The following is a 26191-nucleotide window of genomic DNA, read 5'->3' as shown; positions in this document are numbered from 1 at the left end:
ACCATTCTTTATTATACTCCGCTCTTTTTTGAGCGGAGTTTTTCTAATTAAAAGAGTGTCATATGGATTCAACCTTGCTGCCAAATGTCGTTTCTTTTTTTAAAACGATAGAGCCATTTCATTTACTTCCTGACCATGTTCTTGATGCTATCGCTACGAACACAGATATTGTTTATTGGGGAAAGGGAGAGAGCGTCTCCTTAGTTATGCCTGAAGGAAAAAATTTATATATTATTCGATCTGGCGTTATCGAACAGAGATTTCCTAATGGTGAATTAAGAGCTAGATTAGGCGAAAATGATGTATTTGGATTTAATTTAGAACAGGATAAATATAAAGTAAAAACCATTGAAAATTGTTTAATATATAAAATTAATTATGCGTTCTTACTAAAAGAAGTTTCGAATTTTAAAAATGTTGTTAACCAGCTTGCAATCCGTGCAAGTCAACGTCTCACTTCAAGTATTAATGCACAGTATTCACAAGCAGAAAAAAGCCTGTTTTTTAAAAGGGCTAGAGATTTAGCCAATCATAATGTTGTGGTGGTGCATACAAACCAAAGTATCCAGCAAGTGGCACAAATCATGAGTAAAAAAGGCTGCACTTGTGCCTTGGTTACCAATGACAATGCCTTGGTTGGAGTGGTTACCGAGACTGACATGACAAGTAGAGTGGTTGCTGAGGCGTTTAATATCTATAGACCTGTTGAGGATATTATGAACGCTCATCCTCAGAGTGTTGACCAAAATGAGCCCGTGATTTCTGTGCTCAATCTGATGATGAAACACAATATTCGTAATATCCCTGTTCTTGACAAAAATAAACAGGTTTTAGGTTTGATTAGCCCTCAAGAGTTAGTTCAGAGGCATGGCATCCAGGCTGTTTTTTTGATTGAAAAAATCAGTAAGTGTAATAGCCTAGAGTCGCTTTCATTGTTAGTAAACGAACGTCAGGCAGTGTTTGAGGCTATGATAGAATCGCATTTGCCAGCCAATGTAATTGGGCAAGTTTTAATGATGATTTATGATGCCTTTACCTGTCGATTGATTAAATTAGCAGAAAGAAACGTGGGTTTACCTCCTTGTAATTATGCTTGGTTAGCGGCGGGTTCGCATGCGAGAGGAGAGGTTCACTTAGGTTCTGATCAAGATAACGCTTTAGTACTTGATGACTCAGCAACAGAAAGTGACCGAATTTATTTTCGACATTTTGCTATGTATATATGTAAAGGATTAGCGGAATGCGGGTATCCTTTGTGTAATGGGCGTTTTATGGCGGCTACACCAAAGTGGAATCAGCCATTATTCATCTGGAAGCAGCTCTACAGAAAATGGGCAAACAATCCAGAATACAATATGTTACTAAATCTTAATGTCTTTCTTGAAGTGCGCTTTGTTTCCGGGGATAGGTCACTATTTGATGAACTAAATAGTGAACGCGAGCGGTGTACCAAAAATAACCCTCATTTAATCGCAGCCTTAGTTAGAAATTTAATATCACACCGTCCACCACTAGGGATATTCAATAACTTAGTGTTAGAAAACAATGGTCACAACGAAAAATCGCTGAATATTAAAAAGTCTGCGATTGGTCTGGTGGTCGATATCGCTAGAATTTATGCTCTTCATAAAGGCGGAGGTATGTTGTCTACGGAAGAAAGATTCGATTTTGCGTATGATACAGGATTGATTAATAGCACTTCACATCAAGACTTGATAGGGACTTATCGTTATGTAACGCAATTACGTTACTCACATCAGCTGCAATGCTTACAAGGTGGAAAGCCAGTAACGAATGCTATATTTCCTGAGCATTTTGGCAGCTTTGAAAGACAACACCTCAAAGATGCTTTTCGCATAATACGCGGTTATCAAGACACGTTAAAAATGAAATTTGGCTCTTAGTATGTTTGGCTACTCATTCCAGTCAATTGAACATCTAGAACACGTGCGCAGAGAGCTAGAAAAATCTAGCTTGCCAGATGTATTTAACTCTATAGGAAATACGCCTCTACCTGGAGCTTTATCGGACGCTAGAGAGTTAGACACGTTAGTCTTGGACTTTGAAACGACAGGATTTAATCCTGAAGTAGATAGAGTAATCAGTATTGGATGGGTCGAAATTCGAAACAGCAATATTCGTCTAAATAGTGCACGTCATATCTTCATTAATCATGCAATTGATATTTGTCATGAGTCAGTCAAAGTTCACCATATCAGGCCTGAAACGTTGCATGTATCGGGGATTTCAGAACAAGTTGCTTTCACTCAGTTGCTGGATGTAATTGCTGGTAAAATTCTTGTTGCACATGGCTGCATTATGGAGCAGAGGTTTTTAGAGCAATACATCAAGATGAAGTACCAGAATTTAAAGTTGCCATTAATATGGTTAGATACATTAAAAATCGAGCAATATCGCACCCAACTGAGACCTACTCGGTCTGACTGGCGGTTAAGTTCAATTCGAAAGGAACTCAACCTACCAACATATCAAGCCCATAACGCACTAAATGATGCGATAGCGACTGCCGAACTATATCTAGCACAGATTAATTGCTTGTTTGGCCTTTCATCTGCGCCATTACATGTTTTAGTTAATGCTTCGCGCTAACATTTAACGCATATATCAACAACGCTCAACAGAATTTCTTCGTACCAAAGTTGGGCTAAAAATAATGGTTTCGTCTTCAATTTTTTCGTCACGAGATAGCGCCAAAGCCAAACGGGCGGCGCGTTCTGCCATCATCTCGATTGGGTAGCGAATAGTGGTCAGGCTAGGGTGAACAAAGCGGGCGATCAAGCCATCATCGAACCCGACCATAGATACCTTATTTGGTACGTCAATGCCATTTTGATCTAACGCTGCCAGTGCGCCAGCGGCCATGTAGTCGTTGTAGGCCACCACTCCAGTAATCTCCAAAGATTTGGTTAACAGGTTGGTCATCGCAACTTCGCCACCATCACTGTTGGGCTCACCGTATTCGATGTAGCTTTTGGAGAGTTCAATACCATGTTCTTTCAATGCGGCTTGGTAACCTTGCAAGCGTTCATCGGTATCTTCGATATCGTGGGATGAGGCAATGCAAGCGATTTTGCGATGCCCGTGACGAATCAAATATTCTGTCGCGAGGAATGCCCCCTTGCGGTTATCAAGGGAAATACAACGTTCGGCCAGTTCTGGGATATGACGATTGATAAGCACCATACCTTTCACTTCTTGGGCATAGCCAATTAGCTCCTCATCAGATAAGCCTTTCGAGTGGATGACTATTGCATCGCAACGGCTGTTGATCAGCAATTCTAGGGCTTGACGTTCATCTTCTGGATTATGGTAACCGTTGCCAATCAAGATATGTTTGCCATTTTCGCGCGCGATATTATCGACGGATTTGACCAGCGTGCCGAAGAAAGGATCGGACACATCACTCACCAACACACCCATGGTATTTGTGCTTTGGCTCACCAGTGCACGAGCTGCGGCATTGGGTCTGTAACCCAATTTGCTCATTGCTTTGGTGACCGACTCTACCGATGATTGACTGGCTTTTGGGGACTTGTTGATCACGCGAGAAACCGTTGCGACCGAAACACCGGCTTCTTTCGCGACATCCTTGATCGTTGCCATATAGAACCTTTAGTGGCTAAAAATTTTGACTGGAAGTATTAAACACCCATTGTGTAATAAGTGCAATTTAATAGGGGATTTGCTTTCGGAAATGAGAACTTTACCACTTGTATTTATTAAGCTTACTGATAGTGTAAACGTTATCTTTTTAGTAAAACTTTACTGAGGTTTTAATTATGGAAACTATCGCTTACTCAGATTTTGCCAAACTGGAAATTCGTACCGGAAAAATCATTGAAGTGGCTCGTCATCAAAATGCAGACAAGCTGTACATTGTGCAAATTGATATTGGTGAAAAAACACTGCAAACCGTAACCAGCTTAGTACCTTATTACACCGAGGAAGAGTTGATGGGCAAACAAGTGGTCGTGTTGTGTAATCTTGCCAAAGCCAAAATGCGCGGCGAAACCTCAGAATGTATGTTGTTGTGCGCAGAAACGGATGATGAATCCGAAAGTGTGTTGCTAACGCCAGAAAGAGCGATGCCGACTGGGGTGAGAATTGTTTAGAGTTTAATCAAGCAAACGTTTTATTGTTCGTGTTTATGTTTTGTGTCTCATTTTATAAATAAATCAATAGGAATATATTCAACTCTATTTATAATCTCCGCGCTTTTAAAAACTGTTTAACAGTATGAAAAACATAGGAAATTATAATGAAAAAAGTATTGCCATTATTGGCTTTAGGTGCAGTGGTTGCTTCAGCGTCAGTTCAAGCAAAAGGTAACTGGTATGTTGGCGCAGATATTCTTAACTCTGATCTTGAAGTTGAAGGTCACTCTTACAGCTCTTCAGCTACAGGTTTGGGCATTGCGGTAGGTAAAGAGCTGCAATATTCAGAAAACTTCAAATTGGCTTTAGAAGGTGAGTACATTTACTACGGTAGCTTCGAAGAAAAAGCATCGGGCGCGGGTAATTGGTTAGAAGCTACTGTTGAAGGTTATTCATTCAACCTTAATGCTAAACCTAAGTACCAATTCTCTGGCACTGGTTTTTATGTTGGTGCTGTTGTTGGTCTAGGTGTAACTGGGGTTGATTTAGAGGCAAAATCAAACCTTTCTGGTTTCACTGGTAAGACTGATGGTAGCGATGCTGGCTTTAACTATGGTGCTGAAGTGGGTTATGAATTTGCTTCAGGTTTGGTTGTTTCTGGTGGCTACCGTGCTTCTACAGTAACCATCGATGTTGAAGGTGGTGGCGATCTTGAATTTGATTTTGACAGCCTGTACGTTGGCGTTGATTACAAGTTTTAAGCTCGCATAAGCAAAACATAGATACTAAAAAGGAGCCGTTAGGCTCCTTTTTTGATTAGATTGTCAATCAACTCGTAATGATGCTTTTGCACGCCTGCAAGGTTGCCATATTTAGGTTGGTGGCGGTCATTTTCTCTTGCGTGTTGCCAGCCAATGGTGTGACGCACAAAATGCTCTGCAAACGCATGAGATACTTCTAAGCAACCTGCTAGCACGGTATCGACATAGCTTTGCATGATTGGGCTTTTTACGCACGGTGATAATGGCTCGTCTTTTACGTAAACCCAGATGCTATGTTCTTGGTTAAAGTTCGCTTCCGTTTCGATTTGATCTGGCTGAATTTGAATACGATGATAACCACGCTCACGGCGATCGAATTCTGCGAGAGCTTCTTCATTCACTTCGAGTAAAACGCCGTTGACCTGCCCATCGCCTTGGTTCACAACCAGAGGAGACAGAGTATAGCTGTCATCAATCTTTCCCCAGTAGCGCACCAGTCCATGAGCAATGACGGGAATGGCTTCTCCCGTTTGTCCGGTTAACTTACGTGACGCAGAATTAATCAAACTGCCATAGCCAAATATGTACATTGTCTTTGCATCCCTTAACTGATGGTTGTGTCTCTCACCGTTTATACCTAACCCGCCTCTGAAGCACAACTTTACCTCTTAAGTATAATCTTAACTATTAACATGTATTTTTTATGCATGTTTATGGTAGCATCAATATTGTAGTTGAGTTAACCAGCATCGAGAGACGCTTGAGGGCAAGATAATGCTGAATATCACCGATAAAAAAGTGGAAGAAAAAATCCCCGCATGGCTGCGATTAGGCTTTCGGCCGTTTTTTCTGTTTGGGTCGATTTACGCCATTGTTGCGATCGCGTTGTGGGTGTGGATGTTCCAGAGCGGACAGCCAAACGCATTAACTGTACCGGCATTATGGTGGCACGTTCATGAAATGTTGTTCGGCTTTTCGATGGCGATTGTGGTTGGTTTTGTACTGACCGCGGTACAAAACTGGACTGGCATTAATGGCACCAAGCATTACACGCTTTTGGTCTTATTTGGCTTATGGCTCGCGCCCCGAATATTGCTTTGGACGTCAGCGCCGTTATGGTTAACCAGCAGCATTGAAGCGGTATTTTTGTTGTTTGTTGCCTATGAGGTAGGCATTCGTGTTTATCGAGCCAAAGGTTGGCGTAATCTGTTTTTTGTGCCGCTGTTTCTTTTGGCAATTTTTGCGAACTTTGCAAGCTACGCAACAATAAAAGGCATGCCGCCGTTTAGCTCTTCTGCTGTATGGCAGGCGATGTTGTGGTGGTTTACGTTGTTACTGTCGGTCATGGGCGGACGTGTGATTCCATTCTTTACTGCGCGTCGATTTAATTTCGAAAAAGCGCAACCACTGGCTTGGTTAGAATGGTTCGCGAACTTGCCGTTGGTAATGCTATTTGTGCTGAGCTTTTTCCCTGTGACGTTTGCAGAATTAGGCAATCCGTTGATGCTGTTTGCAGGAGTTGCTCAGTTGGTGCGTTTTGTTCGCTGGAAACCTTGGTTAACCCTGAGCGAGCCTTTAGTGTGGTCGCTGCATGCTGCGTATTTGTGTTTGCCACTAAGCTTAATTTTGCGAGGCACTTGGGGAGATGCATTTGCCAGCCATAACCTGATTCACCTGTTTGCGATAGGTGCATTAGGCGGCTTGATTTTAGCGATGATTGCACGCGTGACGATGGGACATACTGGTCGCATGATCTACAAAGGTCCGAACATGAGCCTCGCGTTTGCGGCGATTACCGCGGCAGCTTTGGTTCGCAGTTTTGCCGTGATATTTGATCCTGCCAATATGATGCTGTGGATTAATATCAGTGGCGGATTGTGGATTGTCGCATTTGGCCTGTTTGTTTGGCGCTTTGGCGTGATGCTTATTACCCCTCGCGTTGATGGTCATCCCGGATAGGGCTCTAATGTGAGTAGAGAAAGAGGAGCCGCGCGCTCCTCTTTTGATTTTTGTTCTTTATAGGATTAGCGCTTATTCGTCTTCGTCGTCCGTTTTATTCGTAAACCCCAAACGTTTGAATAGCCACCACTCTAGAGCAAAGATGACAATTAAAGCGATACAGAACCAGGTGAACGCCATGGCGGATTCCACGCCTGGCATACCGCCAATGTTGATGCCAAGCAAACCTGTAAGGAAGCTGGTTGGCAAGAAAATAGTCGCCACCAAGGTAAATAGATAACTGTTTTTATTAGTTTTCTCGTCACGATGATGTTTGATTTCTTCTTGAAAGAGAGCGACTTCTCCAAGATAAAACTCAAGTGTTTCATTTATGCGCGTAATATTATTGTGGGCGAAGCGATATTGATGGGGCCTTAAAGCCACCAACTCGGACTCTGATTCAACGAGATCACGAATAGCATATTGCTGAGGGCGAATAAAACGTTTGATGGAGATAAGCGCTTTTTGAGTCGCCATATGCTTGTACGTCGATTCATCATTCACATCAAACTGGTTTAACGTCTCTTCAATCGTATCGAGGTAAACGTCTATTTTGCTATTTAATCCTTCAATAATCTGATGAAGTAAACCAGCAAGGCTTTTCGGGCCTTTATGTTCCGCCAATGCTTGACGAATTTCCATGATGGCACGCGATGGGATCTTACGTGTTGAAATCAGTGCCCCTTGAAAATAGAGAATTCGAATACTGAGCATGTCTTCTGGTGAAGCATCGCCATTCATATTGACGCCTCGTAAAATCAACATGAAGTTCTCGTCATCCAAAGGGTGGAAAGACGGTCGGCTTTCGTCGGCTAACAGGTGATCAACAGTGGCACGTGGTACTTGGTTTTGCTCTAGCCAGCCACGAATATCGGGATGCAGCCGTTCACAATGGTACCAATGTTTGGCTTGAATCTGCTCCGCCGTTGTGGATTGCTGAGTTGCTTCTGGGGTTGAAAAATCCCAATGTTCAATCATAAAACCCATTTTCTTTTCCTTGTCTGAGCCTTTCCCCAAATAACTCGGAAAGAGCCTGTTCTTCCGCTGCATTATTTTCCGGGAAGTGCATCAGTGATAACGTTCTGAACCTAGCGCCATAAAGTTATTCAGGGGTAATTATTTAAATGAGTATGATTGCATTTAACGCTAAATGTCTATGAATAGTTGCTCTTATTTGTAATCAAGTGAAGCAAGCCAAAGTGTGGTGTAAAAACAGCAAAATAAAAAAGCCTGCAGCGAGGCAGGCTTTCTAGTGGGGAGGGGAGGAGCAGTTAGCCAACTTGAGAAAGATTAACCACTTTTTGCTGTAGCTTTTCTTTTAAATAGTCCGATAAAGCCAGCTTTTCTTCGTCGTTCATGTACAGACCAAGCTTGGTACGACGCCACAAAATGTCTTCATCGGTCATTGCCATTTCATGGTTCATTAAGTAGTCGATCTCACGTTGGTAAACACCGCCGGCTTGTGATGAGAACGCGTGTCCAAGGTCAGCTTCGCTTGCTGTGCTCTCCATTAAGTTCCACGTTTGGGTACCAAACTGTGTAACGTAACGAAGAATCAATGCTTCTGGCGCCCAAGCGTATTTAGCATGAATTTGTTTAGCTAATTGTTCACGACTACAGCTGAAGTTACCACCAGGTAGGGTTTGATTTGCCGTCCAGTCGCTTCCCATCTCTGGTAGGAAAGGAGCCAGCTTTTTCATTGCCGCTTCACCCAGCTTACGGTAGGTCGTCAGCTTACCACCAAAGACAGAAAGCAGAGGTGCATGGTCGTATTCCGCATCGAGTTCTAGCGTGTAGTCTCGTGTGATCGCTTGCGGAGAGTCAGATTCATCGTCACATAAAGGACGAACACCGCTGTATGTCCAAACCACATCTTCGCGAGTCAGCTGGTGGACAAAGTGTTGGTTTACGATATCGATGAGGTAATCGACTTCGTCATCTGAGATCGCCACTTCACGTGGATCACCTTTGTATTCCACATCTGTTGTACCAATGATTGAGAACTTATCTAAGTAAGGAATCATAAATACGATGCGGTTGTCTTTGTTTTGAAGAATGTAGGCTTGCGGTTCGTTGTGGATACGAGGAACAACGATGTGCGAGCCTTTGATTAAGCGAATGTTACGAGGAGAGGCTTGCTCTAATCCATCATCAAAGAACTGTTTTACCCAAGGGCCAGCTGCGTTTACTAGTGCTTTTGCTTTGCGTTCGAAACGTTGGTCTGTCATCACGTCATGAATCGTGACATGCCAGATACCACCTTCACGGTGTGCTTTTTCTACGCGGCAGTAGTTACGTACTTCTGCATGGTTTTCACGAGCAGCCAGAACGTTAAGTAATACTAAACGCGCGTCATCAACCCAACAGTCAGAGTATTCGAAACCGGTTTTCATTTCTGGTTTTAGCAAGCCCGATTTCGCTAAGTTGACAGTTTTGCTGCCTGGCAGAGTCGTACGTTTACCCAAGTTATCGTAAAGGAACAGACCACAGCGAATCATCCAAGCTGGACGTAGGAATGGGCGATGAGGCAAACGGAAACGCATTGGTAGTGCAACGTGAGGCGCTTTGCGAAGAATAACTTCACGTTCTGCGAGCGCTTCCGAAACCAAACGAAACTCATAGTGTTCAAGGTAGCGTAAACCGCCGTGGATCAGTTTAGAACTTGCCGAAGAAGTAGCGGACGCGAAGTCATTTGCTTCGTATAAGCCAACACTCAAACCGCGGCCAGCTGCGTCTGCCGCAATACCAGCCCCGTTGATGCCGCCACCAATTACGATCAAGTCTAAGGTAGTGGATGAGCTAGTAGTGGAAGCATTTTTTTGTATACTCATAAATTTGACCTCTTGGTGAGCGAACGAGCATTTTAGAACATGATCTAATCCTAGCTTAGGTTTCGTTTGTGATCATCTATTATTTTCGTTTGTGAGCGTTTTGTGTGATTTAGGCACAAAAAAACCTCTGCCTAATTAAGACAGAGGTCATTTGAGAGGCAAATTAATGATTGAAACTACTCGTTTTCGAAGTTTGTCTCGTTCGCTTCAACGACTTCAAGTGGAATTGAAGCTTCTTTTAAAATCGACAAGATTTCTTCTGGTGGCTGCTTGTTGGTAAAGATCATGTTGAGCTGAGCGATATTGCCTAGCTTCACCATGGCATTGCGCCCGAACTTGGTATGGTCGACGGCAAGAAATACACTGCGGCTGTTGTCGATGATCGCTTGTTTGACTCTTACTTCGTGATAATCAAAATCCAGCAGTGAACCATCAAAGTCGATACCACTGATGCCAAGAATGCCAAAGTCGAGACGGAACTGTTTAACGAAGTCGAGAGTGGCTTCTCCAACAATGCCGCCATCGCGACTTCGAACTTCACCGCCAGCTAAGATGACTTTGATCTCTGGGTTGGGGAAGAGAATGGTTGCCACGTTGATATTGTTGGTAACCACGCGTAGCTGTTTATGGTTTTTATTGAGCGCTCGCGCAACCGCTTCTGGTGTGGTGCCGATATCAATAAATAGAGTCGCGCCATCAGGAATGTGCTTGACCACCTCGTCTGCAATGACATCTTTTTCATTGAAGTTGAGCGCTTTACGCGTGTTGTAAGATGTGTTTTCAGAACTGAGAGGGATGGTTGCACCACCGTGATAACGACGAATTTTGTTGTCGTCGGCGAGTTCATTAAGATCGCGTCGGATGGTTTGTGGGCTGACATTGAATCTTTCTACCAACTCATCCGTGCTGACATAGCCTTGTTTTTTCACCAACTCAACAATCTGTTGGTGTCGAGGTATTTGCTTCACTTACCACTCCCTTGTGCATTGGTAACGGCCAATGCTTCAAATTCGAAGCTCTATTGTGCTCGAATTTGCGCGTTGTGAGAAGTAAGCGAGTTCAGGAATCAGGGGCAAAGCGCAAAAAAGAGCGCACAAATGGCGCTCTTTTTTCGTATGGAGGTGAGATTAACCTTCTTCGTCGTGAAGTTCAGACCAGGTTTGCGCACATTTCACTGCGCGTTTCCAACCCTTGTAACGACGATTGCGCTTTTCTTCATCATCGTGCGGCTCAAACGTGCGATCAAGCACCGCTTTATTCTGCAACTCGTCAATGCTGTCCCAGTAACCCACGGCAAGGCCTGCAAGGTAGGCTGCACCAAGAGCCGTCACTTCTGTTACTTGAGGGCGGTGTACTTCTGTATTCAATACATCGGATTGGAACTGCATTAGGAAGTTGTTCGCTACCGCACCGCCATCGACGCGAAGATTCGCCAACTTAATACCTGAATCGGCTTGCATCGCATCCAGTACGTCACGAGTTTGGTAAGCGATGCCTTCCAAAGTCGCACGGATAATGTGGTTTGAGTTCACGCCGCGAGTAAGGCCGACAATCGTGCCACGTGCGTAGGCATCCCAGTATGGTGCGCCTAAACCAGTAAAGGCAGGCACGACATAAACGCCGTTTGAGGTATCCACTTTGGTTGCGAAATATTCAGAGTCTTCTGCACCGTTCAGGATTTTTAATTCATCACGTAGCCATTGGATAGAAGCACCACCCATGAATACGGCACCTTCAAGCGCATAAGCAGGCTCACCTTTCGGACCACAAGCCAAAGTTGTCAGTAGGCCGTGCGTCGAAGTGACTTTTTCTTGGCCCGTATTCATTAGCAAGAAACAACCCGTGCCGTAAGTGTTTTTCGCCTGACCCGCTTCAACACACATTTGGCCGTAAAGCGCAGCTTGTTGGTCACCAGCAATACCAGAAATAGGAATACGAGTACCGCCTTTACCACCAATGTTGGTCTTACCGTAAACTTCCGATGAGCGTTTCACTTCTGGCATCATAGATGCTGGGATACCAAGCTCGTCTAACATTTTCTGATCCCAACATAGATCGTTGATGTTAAATAGCATGGTACGCGATGCGTTAGTGTAGTCGGTCACGTGAACGCGGCCTTGAGTCATCTTCCAAACTAACCAAGTATCGACGGTACCGAACAACAGCTTGCCTGCTTCTGCGTCTTCGCGCGCGCCTTCAACATTGTCCAGAATCCATTTCACTTTGGTACCTGAGAAGTAAGGGTCAAGTACCAAACCTGTGTTGTCACGTACGTAGTTTTCTAGACCACGCGCTTTTAAATCTTCACAGATGTCAGCAGTACGGCGACATTGCCATACGATCGCATTGTAAACGGGTTTGCCTGTTTCTTTATTCCAGACGATGGTGGTTTCACGCTGGTTAGTAATACCGATAGCCGCCAATTGGTCGCTACGGATGCCAGACTTAGCTAGAGCTTCTACCAACGTAGAGCTTTGTGTTGCCCAGATTTCCATTGGGTCATGTTCTACCCAACCTGCCTCTGGATAAATCTGAGTAAATTCGCGCTGTGCGACGCTTACGATGTTCGCGTCATGATCAAGAATTACTGCGCGAGAGCTTGTCGTACCTTGGTCTAGGGCAACAATGTATTTTTGCTCAGTCATGGTAAGAATCCTTTTGTTTCGTTATTTATATTTTAGTAAATGTTCGAGTTGCGTCAGTTTTAAGCTCTAGCTTCTTCTGTTTCTTCTTCCGTCTCACATTGGTTTGGAATTGTACAGCCGTGGCCTTGTTGTGGAAGGTAAGCCGCAATCGCTTTTGGATACAACCAACCACCAAAACATGCGCCTGCAATCGGAGCAAGTAAAGGCACGATAAAGTAAGGAATGTCTTTAGCACCTGTCAGAGCGTAATCCCAGCCTGCGAAGTAAGCGAACAGTTTCGGTCCAAAGTCGCGCGCAGGGTTCATCGCGAAGCCAGTTAGTGGACCAAGAGAACCACCGATCACGGCAATCAAAATACCGATTAACAGCGGGTTCATTGCACCTCGTGCAGCGCCGTTATTTTCATCGCCCAAAGCCAAAATCGCAAACATCAGCACGGCAGTGATAACGAATTCCACAGCAAAAGCGCCAAAGAAAGAGAGGGAAGCATGTGGATAGGTTGAGAAGATACCAGCGGTTGCTAGTGCATCTTGGCTACTGCGGACGAAGTTATGTGCGATTTCGTAGTCGGTGAAAAGGTTGCTGTATAAGCTGTAAACCAACGCAGCAGAGCAGAATGCGCCAAGCATTTGGGCGATGATGTATGGCACCACTTTCGCCTTATCAAAACCATGGAACATAGCGAGTGCGATGGTTACCGCTGGGTTGATGTGCGCGCCTGAAACGCCGGCAGTACAGTAAATAGCGATGGCGACACCTAGGCCCCATACAATACTGATTTCCCATTGTCCAAATGATGCGCCTGTTAGAACTAAGGCTGCGACACAGCCTACGCCGAAGAAGATAAGTAGTCCTGTACCGATAAACTCGGCCAAACATTCTCCGAGCAGAGAGGGGTGTTTGTTCGTTGTCATGTTAAAAGTCCTTTGATCATTTTTGCCTGTCTAGCACGATACTATTGTGCACATATAAACGTTTGCGAAAACAAACGCGCGTTAAAAATGAGCGTTTGAGCATAAAATTGTTAATCAAAGTCTTCGTTTTTGTTAAATGGCGCATCTTTTAATCGAAAAAGAAAACAACGAAAAGAACTTCTTTGCTACGAAGTGTGTTTTGGAAGCGCTCAAATTACCGATGTGAAAAAGAATGCACAACTGGTAAGAGGAGTTTTGTGAAGCTGCTACGTGCTTGGGGATTTATTACTCAGATTTTGCGTAGTAATTAACCCTAAAGAGGTAAGGCGAGGTCAAGTACATCAAGGACTAGCGGTGATATAAGAAAATGCGTTGCTATGTTTATATCTCGAGAGGAACTTGTTATCCAAATTAGTGTTAATTATGAAAATGGAGAGGAAAATAAATATGGTTTATGTCTTGTGTTCGTGAATCACTGTCTAGGTTTGAGTTCAGATAACATTAGCTTTGTTATTTCGTTTGATACTAAGCGCGAACATTTTTCATCTTTTTAGTTATTTAGTGGTTTCGCGTAACAAGGATGGATGTGAAACACCCTTTTTACGGTTAATTTGTGTTCTTATTCGAGCCTTTGTTTCATTGGTTTCGAATTGGAATGCTCAAATGAGAGGTTGAAACATCAGTTTCATATTAACTAATTATGAGTAAAGTTGAACGATGGTCTAATTAATGCGCTCTAATTTACTGTATTTACTTATATTTAATTCATGTGCAACATTTGTCACAGAAATAAAATCCTAACTCAATACAATTCATGAACTTTCGAACGAAGATTTTATTTGTTTCGTTCGCTCCTTTTGTGTTTTTTACCATCGCATACAAAATAATGAGGTTCCTATGTTTGGAATATTCAAACCTAAGGCGCACATTGATCGTCTGTCCCCAGGCAGTATCGATAGCACCTACTCTCGCCTCCGTTGGCAACTCTTTATCGGTATATTTGTTGGTTACGCCGGTTACTATTTGGTTCGTAAAAACTTCAGTTTGGCGATGCCTTATCTTATCGAGCAAGGCTTTAGCCGCGGTGACTTAGGTGTCGCGCTGGCAGCTGTTTCCATTGCATATGGTCTCTCTAAATTTCTAATGGGCAGCGTTTCTGACCGCTCCAACCCTCGCTATTTCCTTAGTGGCGGCCTACTGATGTCTGCATTAGTGATGTTTTGCTTTGGCTTTATGCCATGGGCGACTGGCAGCGTCACTGCGATGTTCATTTTGCTTTTCTTGAACGGTTGGTTCCAAGGCATGGGGTGGCCCGCATGTGGACGAACCATGGTGCACTGGTGGTCACGTAAAGAGCGTGGTGAGATCGTTTCGGTTTGGAACGTGGCACACAACGTGGGTGGCGGTTTGATTGGTCCACTATTTATTCTTGGCCTGTGGGCATTTAACGATGATTGGCGCACTGCATTTTATGTTCCTGCATTTTTCGCCACGTTGGTTGCTGTGTTTGTTTGGATGACGGTTCGCGATACGCCTCAATCTTGTGGTTTGCCACCGATCGAAGAGTATAAAGACGATTATCCTGATGACTATGACAAGTCGCACGAACAAGAAATGACAGCCAAGGAAATCTTCTTTAAGTATGTATTCAACAACAAGCTGCTTTGGTCGATTGCAATTGCAAACGCATTTGTTTACCTAATTCGCTACGGCGTACTGGACTGGGCACCTGTTTACCTAAAAGAAGCGAAGGATTTCTCGGTAGATAAATCGTCATGGGCTTACTTCTTATACGAATGGGCCGGCATTCCAGGCACATTATTGTGTGGTTGGATTTCAGACAAATTGTTCAAAGGTCGTCGTGCACCTGCTGGCATCTTATTTATGGTGTTAGTGACCGTTGCAGTGATGGTTTACTGGTTTAACCCTGCTGGTAACCCAATGGTGGACATGATGGCGCTGATTGCAATTGGCTTCCTAATCTATGGTCCGGTTATGCTGATTGGCTTGTACGCACTTGAACTCGCTCCGAAGAAAGCCGCTGGTACTGCTGCTGGTCTTACTGGTTTATTTGGATACTTAGGTGGGGCAGTTGCCGCAAACGCGATTCTGGGCTACACAGTAGACCACTTTGGCTGGGATGGTGGCTTTATCATCTTAGTGGGTTCTTGTATTACTTCTATTGTGTGTTTGATGTACGCCTTCTTAGGTGAGCGTGCGCACCACGAGCAAAAAGAGCGCGAAAAGGAAGCGCTAGCGTAATATTTATTTAAAGAGGCAGTGGAATACTGCCTCTTCGCTTTATCAAGGAAATAACAATGAAAACAAAGTCAGTATGTCTTACTTTTTTAGCACTTAGCCTCTCAGCTGGTGCGATTGCGAAACCGCTTGTAATTGCACACCGTGGCGCATCGGGTTACTTGCCTGAGCACACGCTAGAAGCCAAAGCGCTTGCTTACGCAATGAAACCTGACTACATAGAGCAAGATGTGGTAATGACGAAAGACGACCAGTTGGTCGTATTGCATGACCATTATCTCGATCGTGTAACGGATGTTGCGGAGCGTTTTCCTGATCGTGCACGCAAAGACGGCCGTTATTACGCGATTGATTTCACACTGGCGGAAATCAAATCCTTGCGAGTAACTGAAGGCTTTAATATCGATGACAAAGGTAATAAGGTCGCTGGTTATCCGACACGATTCCCAATGTGGAAATCGGATTTTACCGTGCCGACGTTTGCTGAAGAGATTGAGCTGATCCAAGGACTTAACAAGACGTTGGGTTACGACATCGGTATTTACCCAGAAATTAAAGCGCCTTGGTTCCATCGTCATGAAGGTAAGGACATTTCTAAAGCGGTACTTAAAGTATTAAAGCATTACGGTTACGACTCGCAAGACGACAAAGTTTACCTGCAGTGTTTTGATGCGAACGAACTGCAACGCATCAACAGTGAGCTCATGCCCGCAATGGACATGGATTTAAAGCTCGTTCAGCTCATGGCTTACACCGATTGGAACGAAACTATGGTGTACAAAGGCGATACAGCAACGCCATACAGCTATGATTGGATGTTCGAAGCCGACGGCATGAAGAAAGTGGCGAGTTACGCCGAAGGTATTGGACCTTGGAAGCCGATGCTGGTGGATGATAAGTCAACCAAAGACAACATCATCATTAAGCCGTTGATGAAGGCTGCAAAAGACGCTGGCTTGCAAGTGCATCCATACACGTTCCGCGCCGAACCAGGACGCATTCCAGCGTACACGGACAGCTTTGAAGGCATGATGGATGTGTACTACAACCAAGTGAAAGTGGATGGTTTGTTTACTGATTTCCCAGATAAAGCAGTCAGCTTTTTAAATCAGTAATCACGCATTTTGCTGTAAGCTAAAAAATCCCCCAACAGTTTCCTGCTGGGGGATTTTTCTTAACTATTTATTAGTTGTTTTTATGCAATTCGCTGTTCAGTTCAACTGCGCTCTTGTTTGCAAGACACTCGATTTGACCTGTTACAGAGTTACGACGGAACAGTAGGTCAGAAACACCGGCAAGATCGCGTGCTTTCACTACTTCTACTTCTTGGCCAGCAGAATCAAGCATGCGCACTTTTGAACCAGCAGTTACGTATAGACCTGATTCGATAGTACAACGGTCACCCATTGGGAAGCCAAGACCTGCGTTCGCGCCTAGTAGAGAGTTTTCACCGATAGAAACCACAACTTTGCCGCCGCCAGATAGCGTACCCATGATAGATGCACCGCCACCGATGTCTGAACCGTTACCAACAACCACACCCGCAGAGATACGGCCTTCAACCATGCTCACGCCAGTAGTACCCGCGTTGAAGTTGATGAAGCCTTCGTGCATTACCGTTGTGCCTTCGCCAACGTGTGCGCCAAGACGTACGCGAGAAGTGTCTGCGATACGAACACCAGTTGGTACCACGTAGTCCACCATTTTAGGGAACTTGTCTACGCAATCTACGCTTAGCGTACGGCCAGCTAGGCGAGCTTCGATTTGACGCTCAGCCAGCTCAGGTAGGTCGATTGGGCCTTCGTTAGTCCATGCGATGTTGTGTAGTAGACCGAAGATGCCATCCAGTACTGTGCCGTGTGGCTTAACTAGACGGTTGGAGATAAGTTGAAGTTTTAGGAAGCCTTCAGCAACAGATTGTGGTTGTTCATCCGTAGCTAGGATAACCAGTACAAGCGGCTGTGCTGATTCTGCTGCTTTGGTTGCGAAAGATGCGTTTGCTGCATCGCCGTTTGCTTCGAAAGCCGCCGCAAGTTCTGCGCTTTGTGCAGCAGAGATCTCGATAGCTTGGTTGCCTTGTTCGTAACCTGCTACTGCTGCTAGTGCGTTAACAAGTGCGTCGCTTGGGTTAAGAACTGGGTTTGGAAAAAACGCTTCAATGATTTTGCCATCGCGGTTTTTAGTCGCTGTACCAAAGGCTAGAGAAAAGAAAGCCATAGTTGATCTCCATGTGTTGAGTCTTGTGTCTCGTCTGTTCACTGACAAGAAATAATTAAGTTGTCAGTCATCATAATGAGAGTGCTAGGGAGTTTAAAGAGGGGAAATGGAGAAAGTCCGTAGATGGATACCTTTTGTCTTTTGGGAGATATGTCTGTCTGATGAGAAATGTGGTTGTGAGGTGGTCAATTAGCGGGTGTTTGTTGAAATGAAAGAAGGCGATTTGTCGTATCTGTGCTCGAAAGAAAGGGCGATCTTTCCATGATGATGTGTGCCTTCAGATACAAAAAACGCCACATGATGCGGCGTTTCTTTAACAAATGAGAGGCTTATGCAGCGTCTTCTTGCTTGTCTTCTTCTACAGATTCAAGCTTTTTTGCTTTCTTTGGTGCCGGTTTGCGTTTTGCACCCAGTGCGTAAAGCACTTCTTCTTTGTTTTGAGCGAGGTACATCGCAAGATCTTCTTGCTTACCTTCGTCTTCTAGAAGTTCACTTTTACCTAGCAGCGTGAATAGTTCGTCTGCCATGTCTAGCATTTTATCGTATGCGTCAGCTTCCGCTTTAGAGGTAAAAGTCATTTTCTCTTCTCCATTGCGTTCTACCACGTACTTGACGATTACAGCCATGGTTGGTCCCCTAACTTGGTGTATTGATACTGGCTTTTTATACAGTTTTTGACCAGTTAAGTCTAGCGACAAGCCTAAGAATGAGAGACACGTACAACTAACTGACCAGCATTTAAACTATCTCCGTTTCACTTGGAGGGCGTATTCTCTAGATAAAGATTATTTGGTCGTTCCCAATCTTGGCAAAATTCGATAAACGTTTTGAGCAATGGGCTTTGATATTTCTCTTTATGAACCAGTAACCAGAAGCGACGTTTCATATCTAAAGGCATGTCGAGCAGTTTTACGCGGCCGTCACGAATAGCAGGTTCTGCAGACAAACGTGACAAGCAACCTAAGCCCAGCCCAGCAGATACTGAGTTGATCAATGCTTCGGTGGTATTGAGCTGAAAAGCTTCATGCCAATGTTCCAAGCGCGGCGCGACAACGCGCATAAAGAATTCGCGTGAACCAGACCCCGCCTCTCGCAATATCCATTCGCTGTTTTCTAGCTCGGTTAAGTTTACTGGCCCTTCGTGCGCGGCTGGGGAATCTGGCGCGCAAATCACGCACATTTCATCTTCGCTAAACTGGGTAGACTGCAATTCAGGGTGAAGTGTTTTGCCTTCAATGAGGGCGATGTCTAACTCGTAATCGGTCAGCATGTCGCAGATTTGTGCGGAGTTAGAAATGAACAGACTTTGAGAACGATGGTTCGTTTGCTGACGAAATTCGCTCAGCAAATAGGGCGCGACTTGGTTGCCAATGGTGTCGCTGGCACCAATGCGAAGTTGGCCCGATAGCGCTTGGTCACCATCGAAAATGCTCTCGATGTCTTTGGCTCGGTTGAGTAACTCATCCGCCAGTGGCAGCAGTTTTTGACCTTCTTGGTTCAAAATTAGTCGGTTATTAACACGATCAAACAAGTGATGGCCGATCTGTTTTTCTAATTCTGAGAGTGCCATGCTCACTGCCGCTTTCGATAAAAAGAGACTATCAGAAGCCGCTGTGAGCGTTTTGTGCTGCGTGATCGTCGTAAACACTTTCAGTTGTTTAAGAGAAATGTGACTTGCCATACTCCACCGTTAAGTAATTTTGAACGTTTGTTTTAAATAATTAGATATATCAGAACGAAGTGCAAGCGTATTATACGCTCCATCAAGAGTGAGTCTGGTTGAGGTCATCATGATTCAAAGAACAAAAGCAAAAGTAATGGGAGCACCAACTCCGATGGCGGGTTTGGCTCTTGGTATTGCAAGCTTAGGCTGGAGCTGGGAAAACTTCGCCGAATTACATGGCTACGGACAGTGGATTAGTGCGGGTATCGCGAGCGTATTGTTGGCTATATTAGCAACCAAGTTTTTGCTACATAACCATCTATTGAGACAAGATCTTGCTCATCCGGTTGTGGGCAGCGTGGTTCCGACATTTGCGATGGGCACTATGGTGGTATCGAACTCTCTCGGCCATTTTTACCCATTGGCTGGTGATGTGCTTTGGCTGATTGCAGTGGTTCTGCACATCGTGTTCTTGGTGAGCTTTGTTTACCATCGCGCCAAAGATTTTGAATTGCACCACATGGTTCCTAGTTGGTTTGTACCGCCAGTGGGTATCATCGTTGCGGATGTGTCTTTCTCTGGCAACCCGATGTTAGCGCCAGTGGCACAAGGTGCATTGATGTTTGGTATGGTGGCGTACGCGATCATGTTGCCGATGATGATTTACCGTTTCATGTTTACCCATGAAATTCCGGATGCAGCGAAACCAACAATGGCAATCATGGCAGCGCCAGCAAGTCTATCATTGGCGGGGTACTTAACGGTCACTGCGACACCATCACCAGTGATCATCGCTATGCTATTTGGTATCGCGGTATTGATGACAGCCATCATTTACCTCGCATTCTTTAAATTGCTTAGACTGCCATTTAGCCCAGGCTATGCGGCGTTCACTTTCCCGATGGTGATCGGTGCGACGGCGCTGTTTAAAATGGCGAATTGGATGGAGTTGCAAGGATTGGATGCGCACTATGTTCAACAAGTGCGAGGCTTAGCTGGTCTTGAGTTGATTGTGGCAACATTTGTTGTCTCTTATGTGGCTTTACAATACATCAACAACTTATTGATTCAGCCACGCTTGATGCACGCGCATCATGCTTAAATAGCAGATAGGAAAAAGCCTCTTGGTCTTACAACCAAGAGGCTTTTTTATTTCAATCGGCGTCGATGTTGGACACTAGCCTTTTTTGTAAAATCGCGACATCTCATCCAGAGAATGACGAATGATATCGACAGGAACTTTCTGTTCTTTCTCGACTTTTAATTGGCGATTCAGTTGCTGAGAGTGCCCGCCAGGATTGACCACAAGCATCAGTTCTTTGCCGACCAATGCATAGTTGTAGTAGCTGCCAGCAATATACCAATCGCGAGGGGCGGAGCTATCAAACAAGTTATGACCAACGCTGTATGAACTCGTTGTGCCTTGAACGTCAAACAGCGTATTCATCATGGTTGGCACGACGTCAAAATGGGTCGTGCGGTAATCAATTTGCTCTGGTTGACGATTTGGCATGTACACGTAAAGAGGCACATGTACTTGAACGTCACTGTAGTTACCCGTGTGGCCCCAATAGTTCATCTTATGGTCGTTAAACTCTTCACCATGATCTGATGAAATCACCACAATGGTGTTGTCTAAGTCGACGTTTTTCAGCACATCGCCAATCAAGCTATCGATGTAGTACAACGAGTTCTTGTATCGATTGTGGTAAAGCGAAGCGTCAAAATCGTTGTTGAGCAAAATGTGGTCAACGCGTTCCCAGTATGGTTTGAATTTCGCAAATTCAGGTTCGGGAAATACTGTGCCGTGGGCGGCATCGTAGAACAGAAAACCAAAGTACGGCTTGTCGCTGTCCTGCTTTTGGAACTCGATGAACTTGTCTGTTATCTGCTGATCGCGCTCGACAGCTGTTTCCCCAGTTTGTTTCAAGGTCAAGTCCGACACTTTTTTGAATACCGTGCGAGAAAGTGGCGGGCTGGTGAGCGGTGCCGAGCCAAAAATGCCCATGCGGTAGCCTTCTGCTTGCAGCGTATCCATAAAAACAGGAGAGCGTTGGCTTGCGTAAAAGCTTTCCCAGTAGGTCGCTGGCAAGCTGTAAAACAGGCTGAAAATACCCGCTTGAGTTGAGTTGCCGCCGCTCATATGTTGTGTGAAGTTCACCGTTTTTTCGGCGAACTTGCTGACATTTGGCATGACTTCCGGCGTCGCATCACTGTAGCGCCACGCGTCAACCAAGATAAACAAAACATTGGGTTGCTTCTCTTTGCTTTGCACTTGAATGGGTGCAAGCGGGTAGTTGAGTGAGCTACGTTCAATATTGGTTAACTCTACGCGGTTCTTCGATGCAATGTTCTCATCCACTAGGTCGTGTTTGTAAATAAATTTACGAGCCGTCAGCGGGTAGTAAAGTGGCCAGTTATTCGAAAACTGACTGACTTCATCGTCGTAAAGCGCGTTTTTGTACGCATGAATCATCTGTGTGCTGACCAATACAGCAAACCAGACGCTGATCAAAACGAACTTAGCTCGGCTTTGTGCCAGTTTATTACTTACCCAAACGGTACAGGCGAGCCCGATCACCAGAACGGCAACTTCACTGATGAAGATTAGCCAACTCATCCACGAAATATCGAAGACATCACCACCACCTTCGAAAAACATACGGATTAATAGAGCGTTGATGTGAAGTTTGTATTGCTGAAAAACGAGGATATCGACTTTAAACATGATCAATAGACAGATCGCGATAGCGATCACGATGCCTTTGAATGCTCGAGTCGGTAGAAAAGAGAGCAATAAACTCAACAACATAAATGGAAGAGCGATCAAGCCCAGCCAGCCATATTGAGTCGAAACCAAATAGTAACCCTGCAACAAGGTTAGCGGTTCATTCTGATTGTTAGACAACACAAAAGGATAACAAGCGATCGACAGATACACTGCAAAGCAAGCAAAAAAAGCAATCAGCCAAGCGCTGTTGGAAGACAGTTTGCGAAACATACTTTTTATATATTTATAAATTATAGGTAGCAAGAGTATAAAACAGTGTTTTTTATTATGGAATAGTTGCGAGTAGTGTCACATTTTGTATGGCTGTGTAAGATTTTGCTTACGCCTTGAAAAGGTGATGTTTTCTGTCCATTTTGAGCGATATGTAACCTTTTACTTTTTTCAGAACACGAGATCACTGCGGGTTTAAATAGGGCTGTGCTAAGCTAGCTAACAGTTTCAATCGGCGCTCGGTATTCCCAATTTGTTTACTGTTTATCACTCCAACCAAGTTGACGTTCTTAAATCACTCCTTGTCGAACTGATTCGAATCAGTCCGCTGGAAAACCCGTTCGAAAAAGAACAAATTCTGGTTCAAAGTCCGGGCATGTCCCAGTGGCTAAAAATGGAATTGGCCAAAGAGTTTGGTGTTGCCGCGAACATTGATTTCCCGCTCCCTGCTACTTTCATTTGGGAAATGTTTACGCAGGTGTTGCCAGACGTGCCAAAACGCAGTGCGTTTAACAAAGAAGCGATGACGTGGAAGTTGATGCATCTGCTGCCGGGGCTTCTCAACCAAGAGGTGTTTTCGCCGTTAGCGCAGTACCTCAAAGATGACAGTGACCACTCTAAGCTGTATCAACTGGCTGAGAAAATTGCCGATATTTTCGATGGTTACTTGGTGTATCGTCCGGAATGGATCGCAAGTTGGGAAGCTGGGCAGAGTGTGCTTGAGCTGGAAGATGAGCATCCGTGGCAGCCGATCTTATGGCAAGCGTTGTACGATCACACTGTGTCGTTAGGGCAGTCTCCTTATCACCGTGCCAACCTTTATGAGCACTTTATCGACACGTTAGCGAGTTTTAACGGCAATTTTGACCATTTACCCAAGCGTTTGTTTGTTTTTGGTATTTCTTCGTTGCCGCCTCGCTATATGGATGCGCTAAAAGCAATTGGCGAACACATCGACGTGCATCTGATGTTCACTAACCCTTGTCGTTATTATTGGGGTGAAGTTCGAGATCGCAAATATCTGGCTCGTTTGGCGGCGAAACATCGTCAGCACGTTGTGTGGCAGGACGATCACTCGGAAGTGCAAGGTGAAACTGAGCAACTGAAAGGTTCATTGGAAGATAATGTGATCGATGAGCTGCTAACCGATGTGGTCGGAAACAGTCTGTTGGCGTCCATGGGTAAACTCGGGCGCGACAATATGTATCTGTTGTCTCAGCTGGAATCTCATGAAATTGAAGCGTTTGTTGATGTTGAGCGCGACAGTCTGCTCCATCAATTGCAAGCGGATATTCTCAATCTTGAAGAACATCAAGATGATCAACAGATTGAAAACAGTCATCACAAACAAGTGGTTAGCTTGGGTGATAAATCACTGAGCCTACACGCTTGTCACAGCCCGATGCGTGAAGTGGAAGTGCTGCATGATCAACTATTGGCGATGTTCGATGCTGACCCAACGTTAAAACCGCGCGATATTATCGTGATGGTCGCGGACATCAACGCTTACAGCCCTGCGATTCAGGCGGTCTTTGGTAACGCACCGGGTGAGCGTTTTATTCCATATTCGATTTCTGACCGAACCGCCGATCAAGAGAGCCCAATTCTGGCCGCATTTATGCAGTTGGTGAACTTACCCAATACGCGCTGTTTGGCATCAGAACTACTCGAACTTCTGGAAACTCCGGCGATATTAAAGCGTTTTGAACTCAGCGAAGATGATTTCTTACAAGCCAAACAATGGGTTGAAGAATCGGGAATTCGCTGGGGGTTGGATGCCAATACCGGACGCGAATTTGAACTGCCGGAAACCCGTCAAAACACATGGCAATTTGGTATTCAACGCATGTTGCTTGGCTACGCGATGCCAGAATCCGCAGGTTTGTTTGAAACCGAGCAAGGCAGTTTATCTCCGTACAACGAAGTGCAAGGCATGGGTGCAGAGCTTGCGGGCAAGTTGGCACACTTTATCCAACAAATTAGCACTTATCGAAGCAAACTTTCTCATGTTCAGACTATTGATGGTTGGCGAGAGACTTTGGTTTCACTGCTGGATGACTTCTTCTCGGTTGAGTTAGAGGGCGAAATGGCGCTCAAATCCATTCGCGATACGCTCAGCCAACTCAAAGAGCAATTAGCTGATGCCGCATTTGATGATGCGTTATCGCCGTCGATCATCAGCCAATACCTTCAAAACAAATTATCTGGCACACGAGTCAGCCAGCGCTTCCTGGCTGGTCAAGTGAACTTTTGTACCCTGATGCCTATGCGCTCTATTCCGTTTAGAACCGTATGTCTACTGGGGATGAATGACGGCGTGTACCCGCGTTCCATGCCGCCAGAAGGCTTTGACTTGATGACCGGAAGAACCAAACCGGGCGACCGTTCGCGCCGAGATGATGACCGTTACCTATTCCTCGAAGCGATGTTGTCTGCACAGCAAACGCTCTACATCAGTTATGTTGGCCGTTCAATCCAAGACAATACCGAGCGAGTGCCTTCGGTTCTGGTTTCTGAGCTGATGGAATACTGCCACCAAAACTATTGTTTAAGTGGTGATGAAGCGTTGCCCGTTGATGAGTCTGGCGACAACTTATTAAATGCGTTGGTGAATACCCACGCCATGGTGCCGTTTAGCCCAAGTGCGTTCCAAGGCACGCACGCCAGCTACGCGAAAGAGTGGATTCCAGCGGCATTGACTCAAAGTAGTCAATCGCAAGGCTATGTTCGTCGTGATTTTAATCGGGCATTAGACGACTATCTGTTAGGAGCGACGTTCCCACTTGAGCTCGACTTAGTCGAGTTGCAACGTTTCTGGCGCTTACCTGTGCAGTACTTTTTCAATCGTCGCTTAAAAGTAATCTTTGAACCGCCACTGCCGGTGATGGAAGACGACGAACCCTTTGTTTTAGGTGGTTTGGAAAGTTATCAAATGCGTGATGAGCTGTTAGAAACCTTGCTTGAAACGACATTGATGCAGCCAGATAAAAAAACAGAGGTGCTTAAACACTTTATGAGTCAACAGCGCGCGCAAGGCAAACTGCCGGTGGGGGCGTTTGGTGATATCGAGTTTGAAACCAACCGAGTTCAGGCGGAAGAGCTGGTGGACAAACTGGCGTTTTTATCTGGTGCGCCTCAAGACGATTTGGAAATCGACCTGACGTTTGACTCCTTGTTTGAGCGAAATGAAGGCGAAGAGAAAAACGTTCGCCTGACTGGTTGGCTAACTCAATGCTACCAATCCGGTTTGATTCGCTATCGAAGCGGTAAGATTCGCTCGCAGGATTACCTTGCAGCGTGGATCGATCACCTTGCCATGTCGGCGTCGGGTCATGCTAAGAAAACCCACATCATTGGTTACGATCGTAAAGAAGGCGCGCTGCATTTGATCTACCCAGAAATTGCCGATGTGCAGTATGCCAAACATCTACTGACTGAATTAGTTCGCTTATTCTTCGAAGGCATGACTAAGCCTTTGCCTTATTTCCCGAAAACGGCGTTGGCTTGTGTTGAAGCGGGCTTTAGCCGTGGTCAGTGGGTCGATGACGAAGAGAAATCTTTGAAGAAAATGGCTGACGCATTCAATGATGGCTTCATGAGCCCGGGCGAAGGCAATAATGCGTACATCTCTCGAATTTGGCCTGCTTGGAATGATGAGTTGGCCTCAGAAGTTCGTTTGCTGACAGCATTAGTTTTGCAAGGTGCGCGCTTAGCGGTTCAAGACGCTGATGACGTAAAAGCGTAATAAAGACAGTTGGATAAAGAGAAGGAAGAGTAGGGTGGCCGC

20 protein-coding genes are annotated in these 26191 nt (G+C 45.0%); 9 read left to right on the top strand and 11 right to left on the bottom strand.

Annotation, left to right across the window (positions count from 1 at the left end; translation table 11 throughout):
* Positions 1–62: 62 nt before the first annotated feature.
* The gene (locus tag R2S67_RS10155) at positions 63–1904 is read left to right on the top strand and encodes a DUF294 nucleotidyltransferase-like domain-containing protein (protein ID WP_225491528.1); all 1842 of its coding nucleotides are present in this window, start codon (positions 63–65) and stop codon (positions 1902–1904) included.
* A gap of 1 nt (position 1905) precedes the next feature.
* On the top strand, positions 1906–2610 hold the full coding sequence (locus R2S67_RS10150; protein ID WP_104969734.1) for a 3'-5' exonuclease: 705 nt from the start codon (positions 1906–1908) through the stop codon (positions 2608–2610).
* Between the two features lie 15 nt (positions 2611–2625).
* Here R2S67_RS10150 and R2S67_RS10145 read toward each other — a convergent pair whose 3' ends face one another.
* Positions 2626–3624 carry a substrate-binding domain-containing protein gene (locus R2S67_RS10145; protein ID WP_104969733.1) on the bottom strand — a complete coding sequence of 333 codons (999 nt, stop codon included), beginning with the start codon at positions 3622–3624 and terminating at the stop codon, positions 2626–2628.
* Between the two features lie 176 nt (positions 3625–3800).
* On the opposite strand from R2S67_RS10145, the gene R2S67_RS10140 reads away from it, so the two are divergent.
* Together R2S67_RS10140 and R2S67_RS10135 are read left to right on the top strand one after the other, a co-directional pair.
* Positions 3801–4133, top strand: coding sequence for a tRNA-binding protein (locus tag R2S67_RS10140; RefSeq protein WP_005494151.1), 333 nt, complete (start codon positions 3801–3803; stop codon positions 4131–4133).
* 146 nt (positions 4134–4279) lie between these two features.
* On the top strand, positions 4280–4876 hold the full coding sequence (locus tag R2S67_RS10135) for an outer membrane beta-barrel protein (protein WP_012841470.1): 597 nt from the start codon (positions 4280–4282) through the stop codon (positions 4874–4876).
* Between the two features lie 38 nt (positions 4877–4914).
* Here R2S67_RS10135 and R2S67_RS10130 read toward each other — a convergent pair whose 3' ends face one another.
* Positions 4915–5466 carry a gamma-glutamylcyclotransferase family protein gene (locus R2S67_RS10130; RefSeq protein WP_317343622.1) on the bottom strand — a complete coding sequence of 184 codons (552 nt, stop codon included), beginning with the start codon at positions 5464–5466 and terminating at the stop codon, positions 4915–4917.
* 184 nt (positions 5467–5650) lie between these two features.
* Here R2S67_RS10130 and R2S67_RS10125 point away from each other — a divergent pair, with 184 nt between their 5' ends.
* Entirely contained in the window at positions 5651–6835 is a 1185-nt protein-coding gene (locus R2S67_RS10125; RefSeq protein ID WP_170903242.1) for an NnrS family protein, read from the top strand.
* 72 nt (positions 6836–6907) lie between these two features.
* Here the strand turns inward: R2S67_RS10125 and R2S67_RS10120 are convergent, their stop codons facing one another.
* The 5 genes from R2S67_RS10120 to R2S67_RS10100 all read right to left on the bottom strand — a co-directional run bounded on the left by R2S67_RS10120 (position 6908) and on the right by R2S67_RS10100 (position 13264).
* Positions 6908–7861, bottom strand: coding sequence for a CorA family divalent cation transporter (locus tag R2S67_RS10120; RefSeq protein ID WP_012841472.1), 954 nt, complete (start codon positions 7859–7861; stop codon positions 6908–6910).
* A 284-nt stretch (positions 7862–8145) separates the two neighbouring features.
* Positions 8146–9705, bottom strand: a complete 1560-nt coding sequence (gene glpD / locus R2S67_RS10115) for a glycerol-3-phosphate dehydrogenase (protein ID WP_317343619.1) — start codon at positions 9703–9705, stop codon at positions 8146–8148.
* A 176-nt stretch (positions 9706–9881) separates the two neighbouring features.
* A complete protein-coding gene (locus R2S67_RS10110; protein ID WP_006742414.1) occupies positions 9882–10673 on the bottom strand; it encodes a DeoR/GlpR family transcriptional regulator in 792 nt (263 codons plus the stop codon).
* Positions 10674–10832: 159 nt separating this feature from the next.
* On the bottom strand, positions 10833–12350 hold the full coding sequence (glpK, locus tag R2S67_RS10105; RefSeq protein ID WP_317343616.1) for a glycerol kinase GlpK: 1518 nt from the start codon (positions 12348–12350) through the stop codon (positions 10833–10835).
* A 59-nt stretch (positions 12351–12409) separates the two neighbouring features.
* Positions 12410–13264, bottom strand: a complete 855-nt coding sequence (locus R2S67_RS10100) for an MIP/aquaporin family protein (RefSeq protein ID WP_046875005.1) — start codon at positions 13262–13264, stop codon at positions 12410–12412.
* 897 nt (positions 13265–14161) lie between these two features.
* Here R2S67_RS10100 and glpT point away from each other — a divergent pair.
* Both glpT and glpQ read left to right on the top strand, forming a co-directional pair.
* Positions 14162–15526 (top strand): glycerol-3-phosphate transporter, encoded by a 1365-nt coding sequence (gene glpT / locus R2S67_RS10095; protein ID WP_006742417.1) that lies wholly within the window; start codon positions 14162–14164, stop codon positions 15524–15526.
* A gap of 56 nt (positions 15527–15582) precedes the next feature.
* On the top strand, positions 15583–16638 hold the full coding sequence (gene glpQ, locus R2S67_RS10090) for a glycerophosphodiester phosphodiesterase (RefSeq protein ID WP_317343613.1): 1056 nt from the start codon (positions 15583–15585) through the stop codon (positions 16636–16638).
* A gap of 70 nt (positions 16639–16708) precedes the next feature.
* Here glpQ and dapD read toward each other — a convergent pair whose 3' ends face one another.
* The 3 genes from dapD to R2S67_RS10075 form a co-directional block, all read right to left on the bottom strand.
* Complete coding sequence (gene dapD / locus R2S67_RS10085) at positions 16709–17740, bottom strand: 2,3,4,5-tetrahydropyridine-2,6-dicarboxylate N-succinyltransferase (protein WP_023584102.1); 1032 nt, start codon at positions 17738–17740, stop codon at positions 16709–16711.
* Positions 17741–18069: 329 nt separating this feature from the next.
* The gene (locus tag R2S67_RS10080; RefSeq protein WP_041852896.1) at positions 18070–18366 is read right to left on the bottom strand and encodes a YebG family protein; all 297 of its coding nucleotides are present in this window, start codon (positions 18364–18366) and stop codon (positions 18070–18072) included.
* Positions 18367–18494: 128 nt separating this feature from the next.
* Positions 18495–19421, bottom strand: a complete 927-nt coding sequence (locus R2S67_RS10075) for a LysR substrate-binding domain-containing protein (RefSeq protein WP_134647125.1) — start codon at positions 19419–19421, stop codon at positions 18495–18497.
* Positions 19422–19530: 109 nt separating this feature from the next.
* Here R2S67_RS10075 and R2S67_RS10070 point away from each other — a divergent pair, with 109 nt between their 5' ends.
* The gene (locus R2S67_RS10070) at positions 19531–20505 is read left to right on the top strand and encodes a TDT family transporter (protein ID WP_317343609.1); all 975 of its coding nucleotides are present in this window, start codon (positions 19531–19533) and stop codon (positions 20503–20505) included.
* A gap of 75 nt (positions 20506–20580) precedes the next feature.
* Here the strand turns inward: R2S67_RS10070 and R2S67_RS10065 are convergent, their stop codons facing one another.
* Positions 20581–22404: a DUF3413 domain-containing protein gene (locus R2S67_RS10065; protein ID WP_029796374.1), complete on the bottom strand. Its 1824-nt coding sequence runs from the start codon at positions 22402–22404 to the stop codon at positions 20581–20583.
* A gap of 253 nt (positions 22405–22657) precedes the next feature.
* Between R2S67_RS10065 and recC the strand changes: the two genes are divergently transcribed.
* Positions 22658–26149 (top strand): exodeoxyribonuclease V subunit gamma, encoded by a 3492-nt coding sequence (recC, locus tag R2S67_RS10060; RefSeq protein WP_317343605.1) that lies wholly within the window; start codon positions 22658–22660, stop codon positions 26147–26149.
* Positions 26150–26191: the final 42 nt, after the last annotated feature.

It is taken from the genome of Vibrio sp. T13N, assembly GCF_032970445.1.
GTDB classification, from domain to species: Bacteria; Pseudomonadota; Gammaproteobacteria; order Enterobacterales; family Vibrionaceae; genus Vibrio; species Vibrio diabolicus.
Note: the sequence above shows the minus strand (reverse complement) of the source record. Positions and strands in the feature narration are given on the sequence as shown.

What these genes read in the sequence shown, in the direction of transcription:
- R2S67_RS10075 (WP_134647125.1), bottom strand. Translation starts at nt 19,421, where the DNA reads ATGGCAAGTCACATTTCTCTTAAACAACTGAAAGTGTTTACGACGATC.
- R2S67_RS10070 (WP_317343609.1), top strand. Translation starts at nt 19,531, where the DNA reads ATGATTCAAAGAACAAAAGCAAAAGTAATGGGAGCACCAACTCCGATG.
- R2S67_RS10125 (WP_170903242.1), top strand. Translation starts at nt 5,651, where the DNA reads ATGCTGAATATCACCGATAAAAAAGTGGAAGAAAAAATCCCCGCATGG.
- dapD (WP_023584102.1), bottom strand. Translation starts at nt 17,740, where the DNA reads ATGGCTTTCTTTTCTCTAGCCTTTGGTACAGCGACTAAAAACCGCGAT.
- R2S67_RS10130 (WP_317343622.1), bottom strand. Translation starts at nt 5,466, where the DNA reads ATGTACATATTTGGCTATGGCAGTTTGATTAATTCTGCGTCACGTAAG.
- glpQ (WP_317343613.1), top strand. Translation starts at nt 15,583, where the DNA reads ATGAAAACAAAGTCAGTATGTCTTACTTTTTTAGCACTTAGCCTCTCA.
- R2S67_RS10155 (WP_225491528.1), top strand. Translation starts at nt 63, where the DNA reads ATGGATTCAACCTTGCTGCCAAATGTCGTTTCTTTTTTTAAAACGATA.
- R2S67_RS10145 (WP_104969733.1), bottom strand. Translation starts at nt 3,624, where the DNA reads ATGGCAACGATCAAGGATGTCGCGAAAGAAGCCGGTGTTTCGGTCGCA.
- R2S67_RS10140 (WP_005494151.1), top strand. Translation starts at nt 3,801, where the DNA reads ATGGAAACTATCGCTTACTCAGATTTTGCCAAACTGGAAATTCGTACC.
- R2S67_RS10100 (WP_046875005.1), bottom strand. Translation starts at nt 13,264, where the DNA reads ATGACAACGAACAAACACCCCTCTCTGCTCGGAGAATGTTTGGCCGAG.
- R2S67_RS10120 (WP_012841472.1), bottom strand. Translation starts at nt 7,861, where the DNA reads ATGGGTTTTATGATTGAACATTGGGATTTTTCAACCCCAGAAGCAACT.
- R2S67_RS10080 (WP_041852896.1), bottom strand. Translation starts at nt 18,366, where the DNA reads ATGGCTGTAATCGTCAAGTACGTGGTAGAACGCAATGGAGAAGAGAAA.
- glpT (WP_006742417.1), top strand. Translation starts at nt 14,162, where the DNA reads ATGTTTGGAATATTCAAACCTAAGGCGCACATTGATCGTCTGTCCCCA.
- R2S67_RS10135 (WP_012841470.1), top strand. Translation starts at nt 4,280, where the DNA reads ATGAAAAAAGTATTGCCATTATTGGCTTTAGGTGCAGTGGTTGCTTCA.
- glpD (WP_317343619.1), bottom strand. Translation starts at nt 9,705, where the DNA reads ATGAGTATACAAAAAAATGCTTCCACTACTAGCTCATCCACTACCTTA.
- R2S67_RS10150 (WP_104969734.1), top strand. Translation starts at nt 1,906, where the DNA reads ATGTTTGGCTACTCATTCCAGTCAATTGAACATCTAGAACACGTGCGC.
- R2S67_RS10065 (WP_029796374.1), bottom strand. Translation starts at nt 22,404, where the DNA reads ATGTTTCGCAAACTGTCTTCCAACAGCGCTTGGCTGATTGCTTTTTTT.
- glpK (WP_317343616.1), bottom strand. Translation starts at nt 12,350, where the DNA reads ATGACTGAGCAAAAATACATTGTTGCCCTAGACCAAGGTACGACAAGC.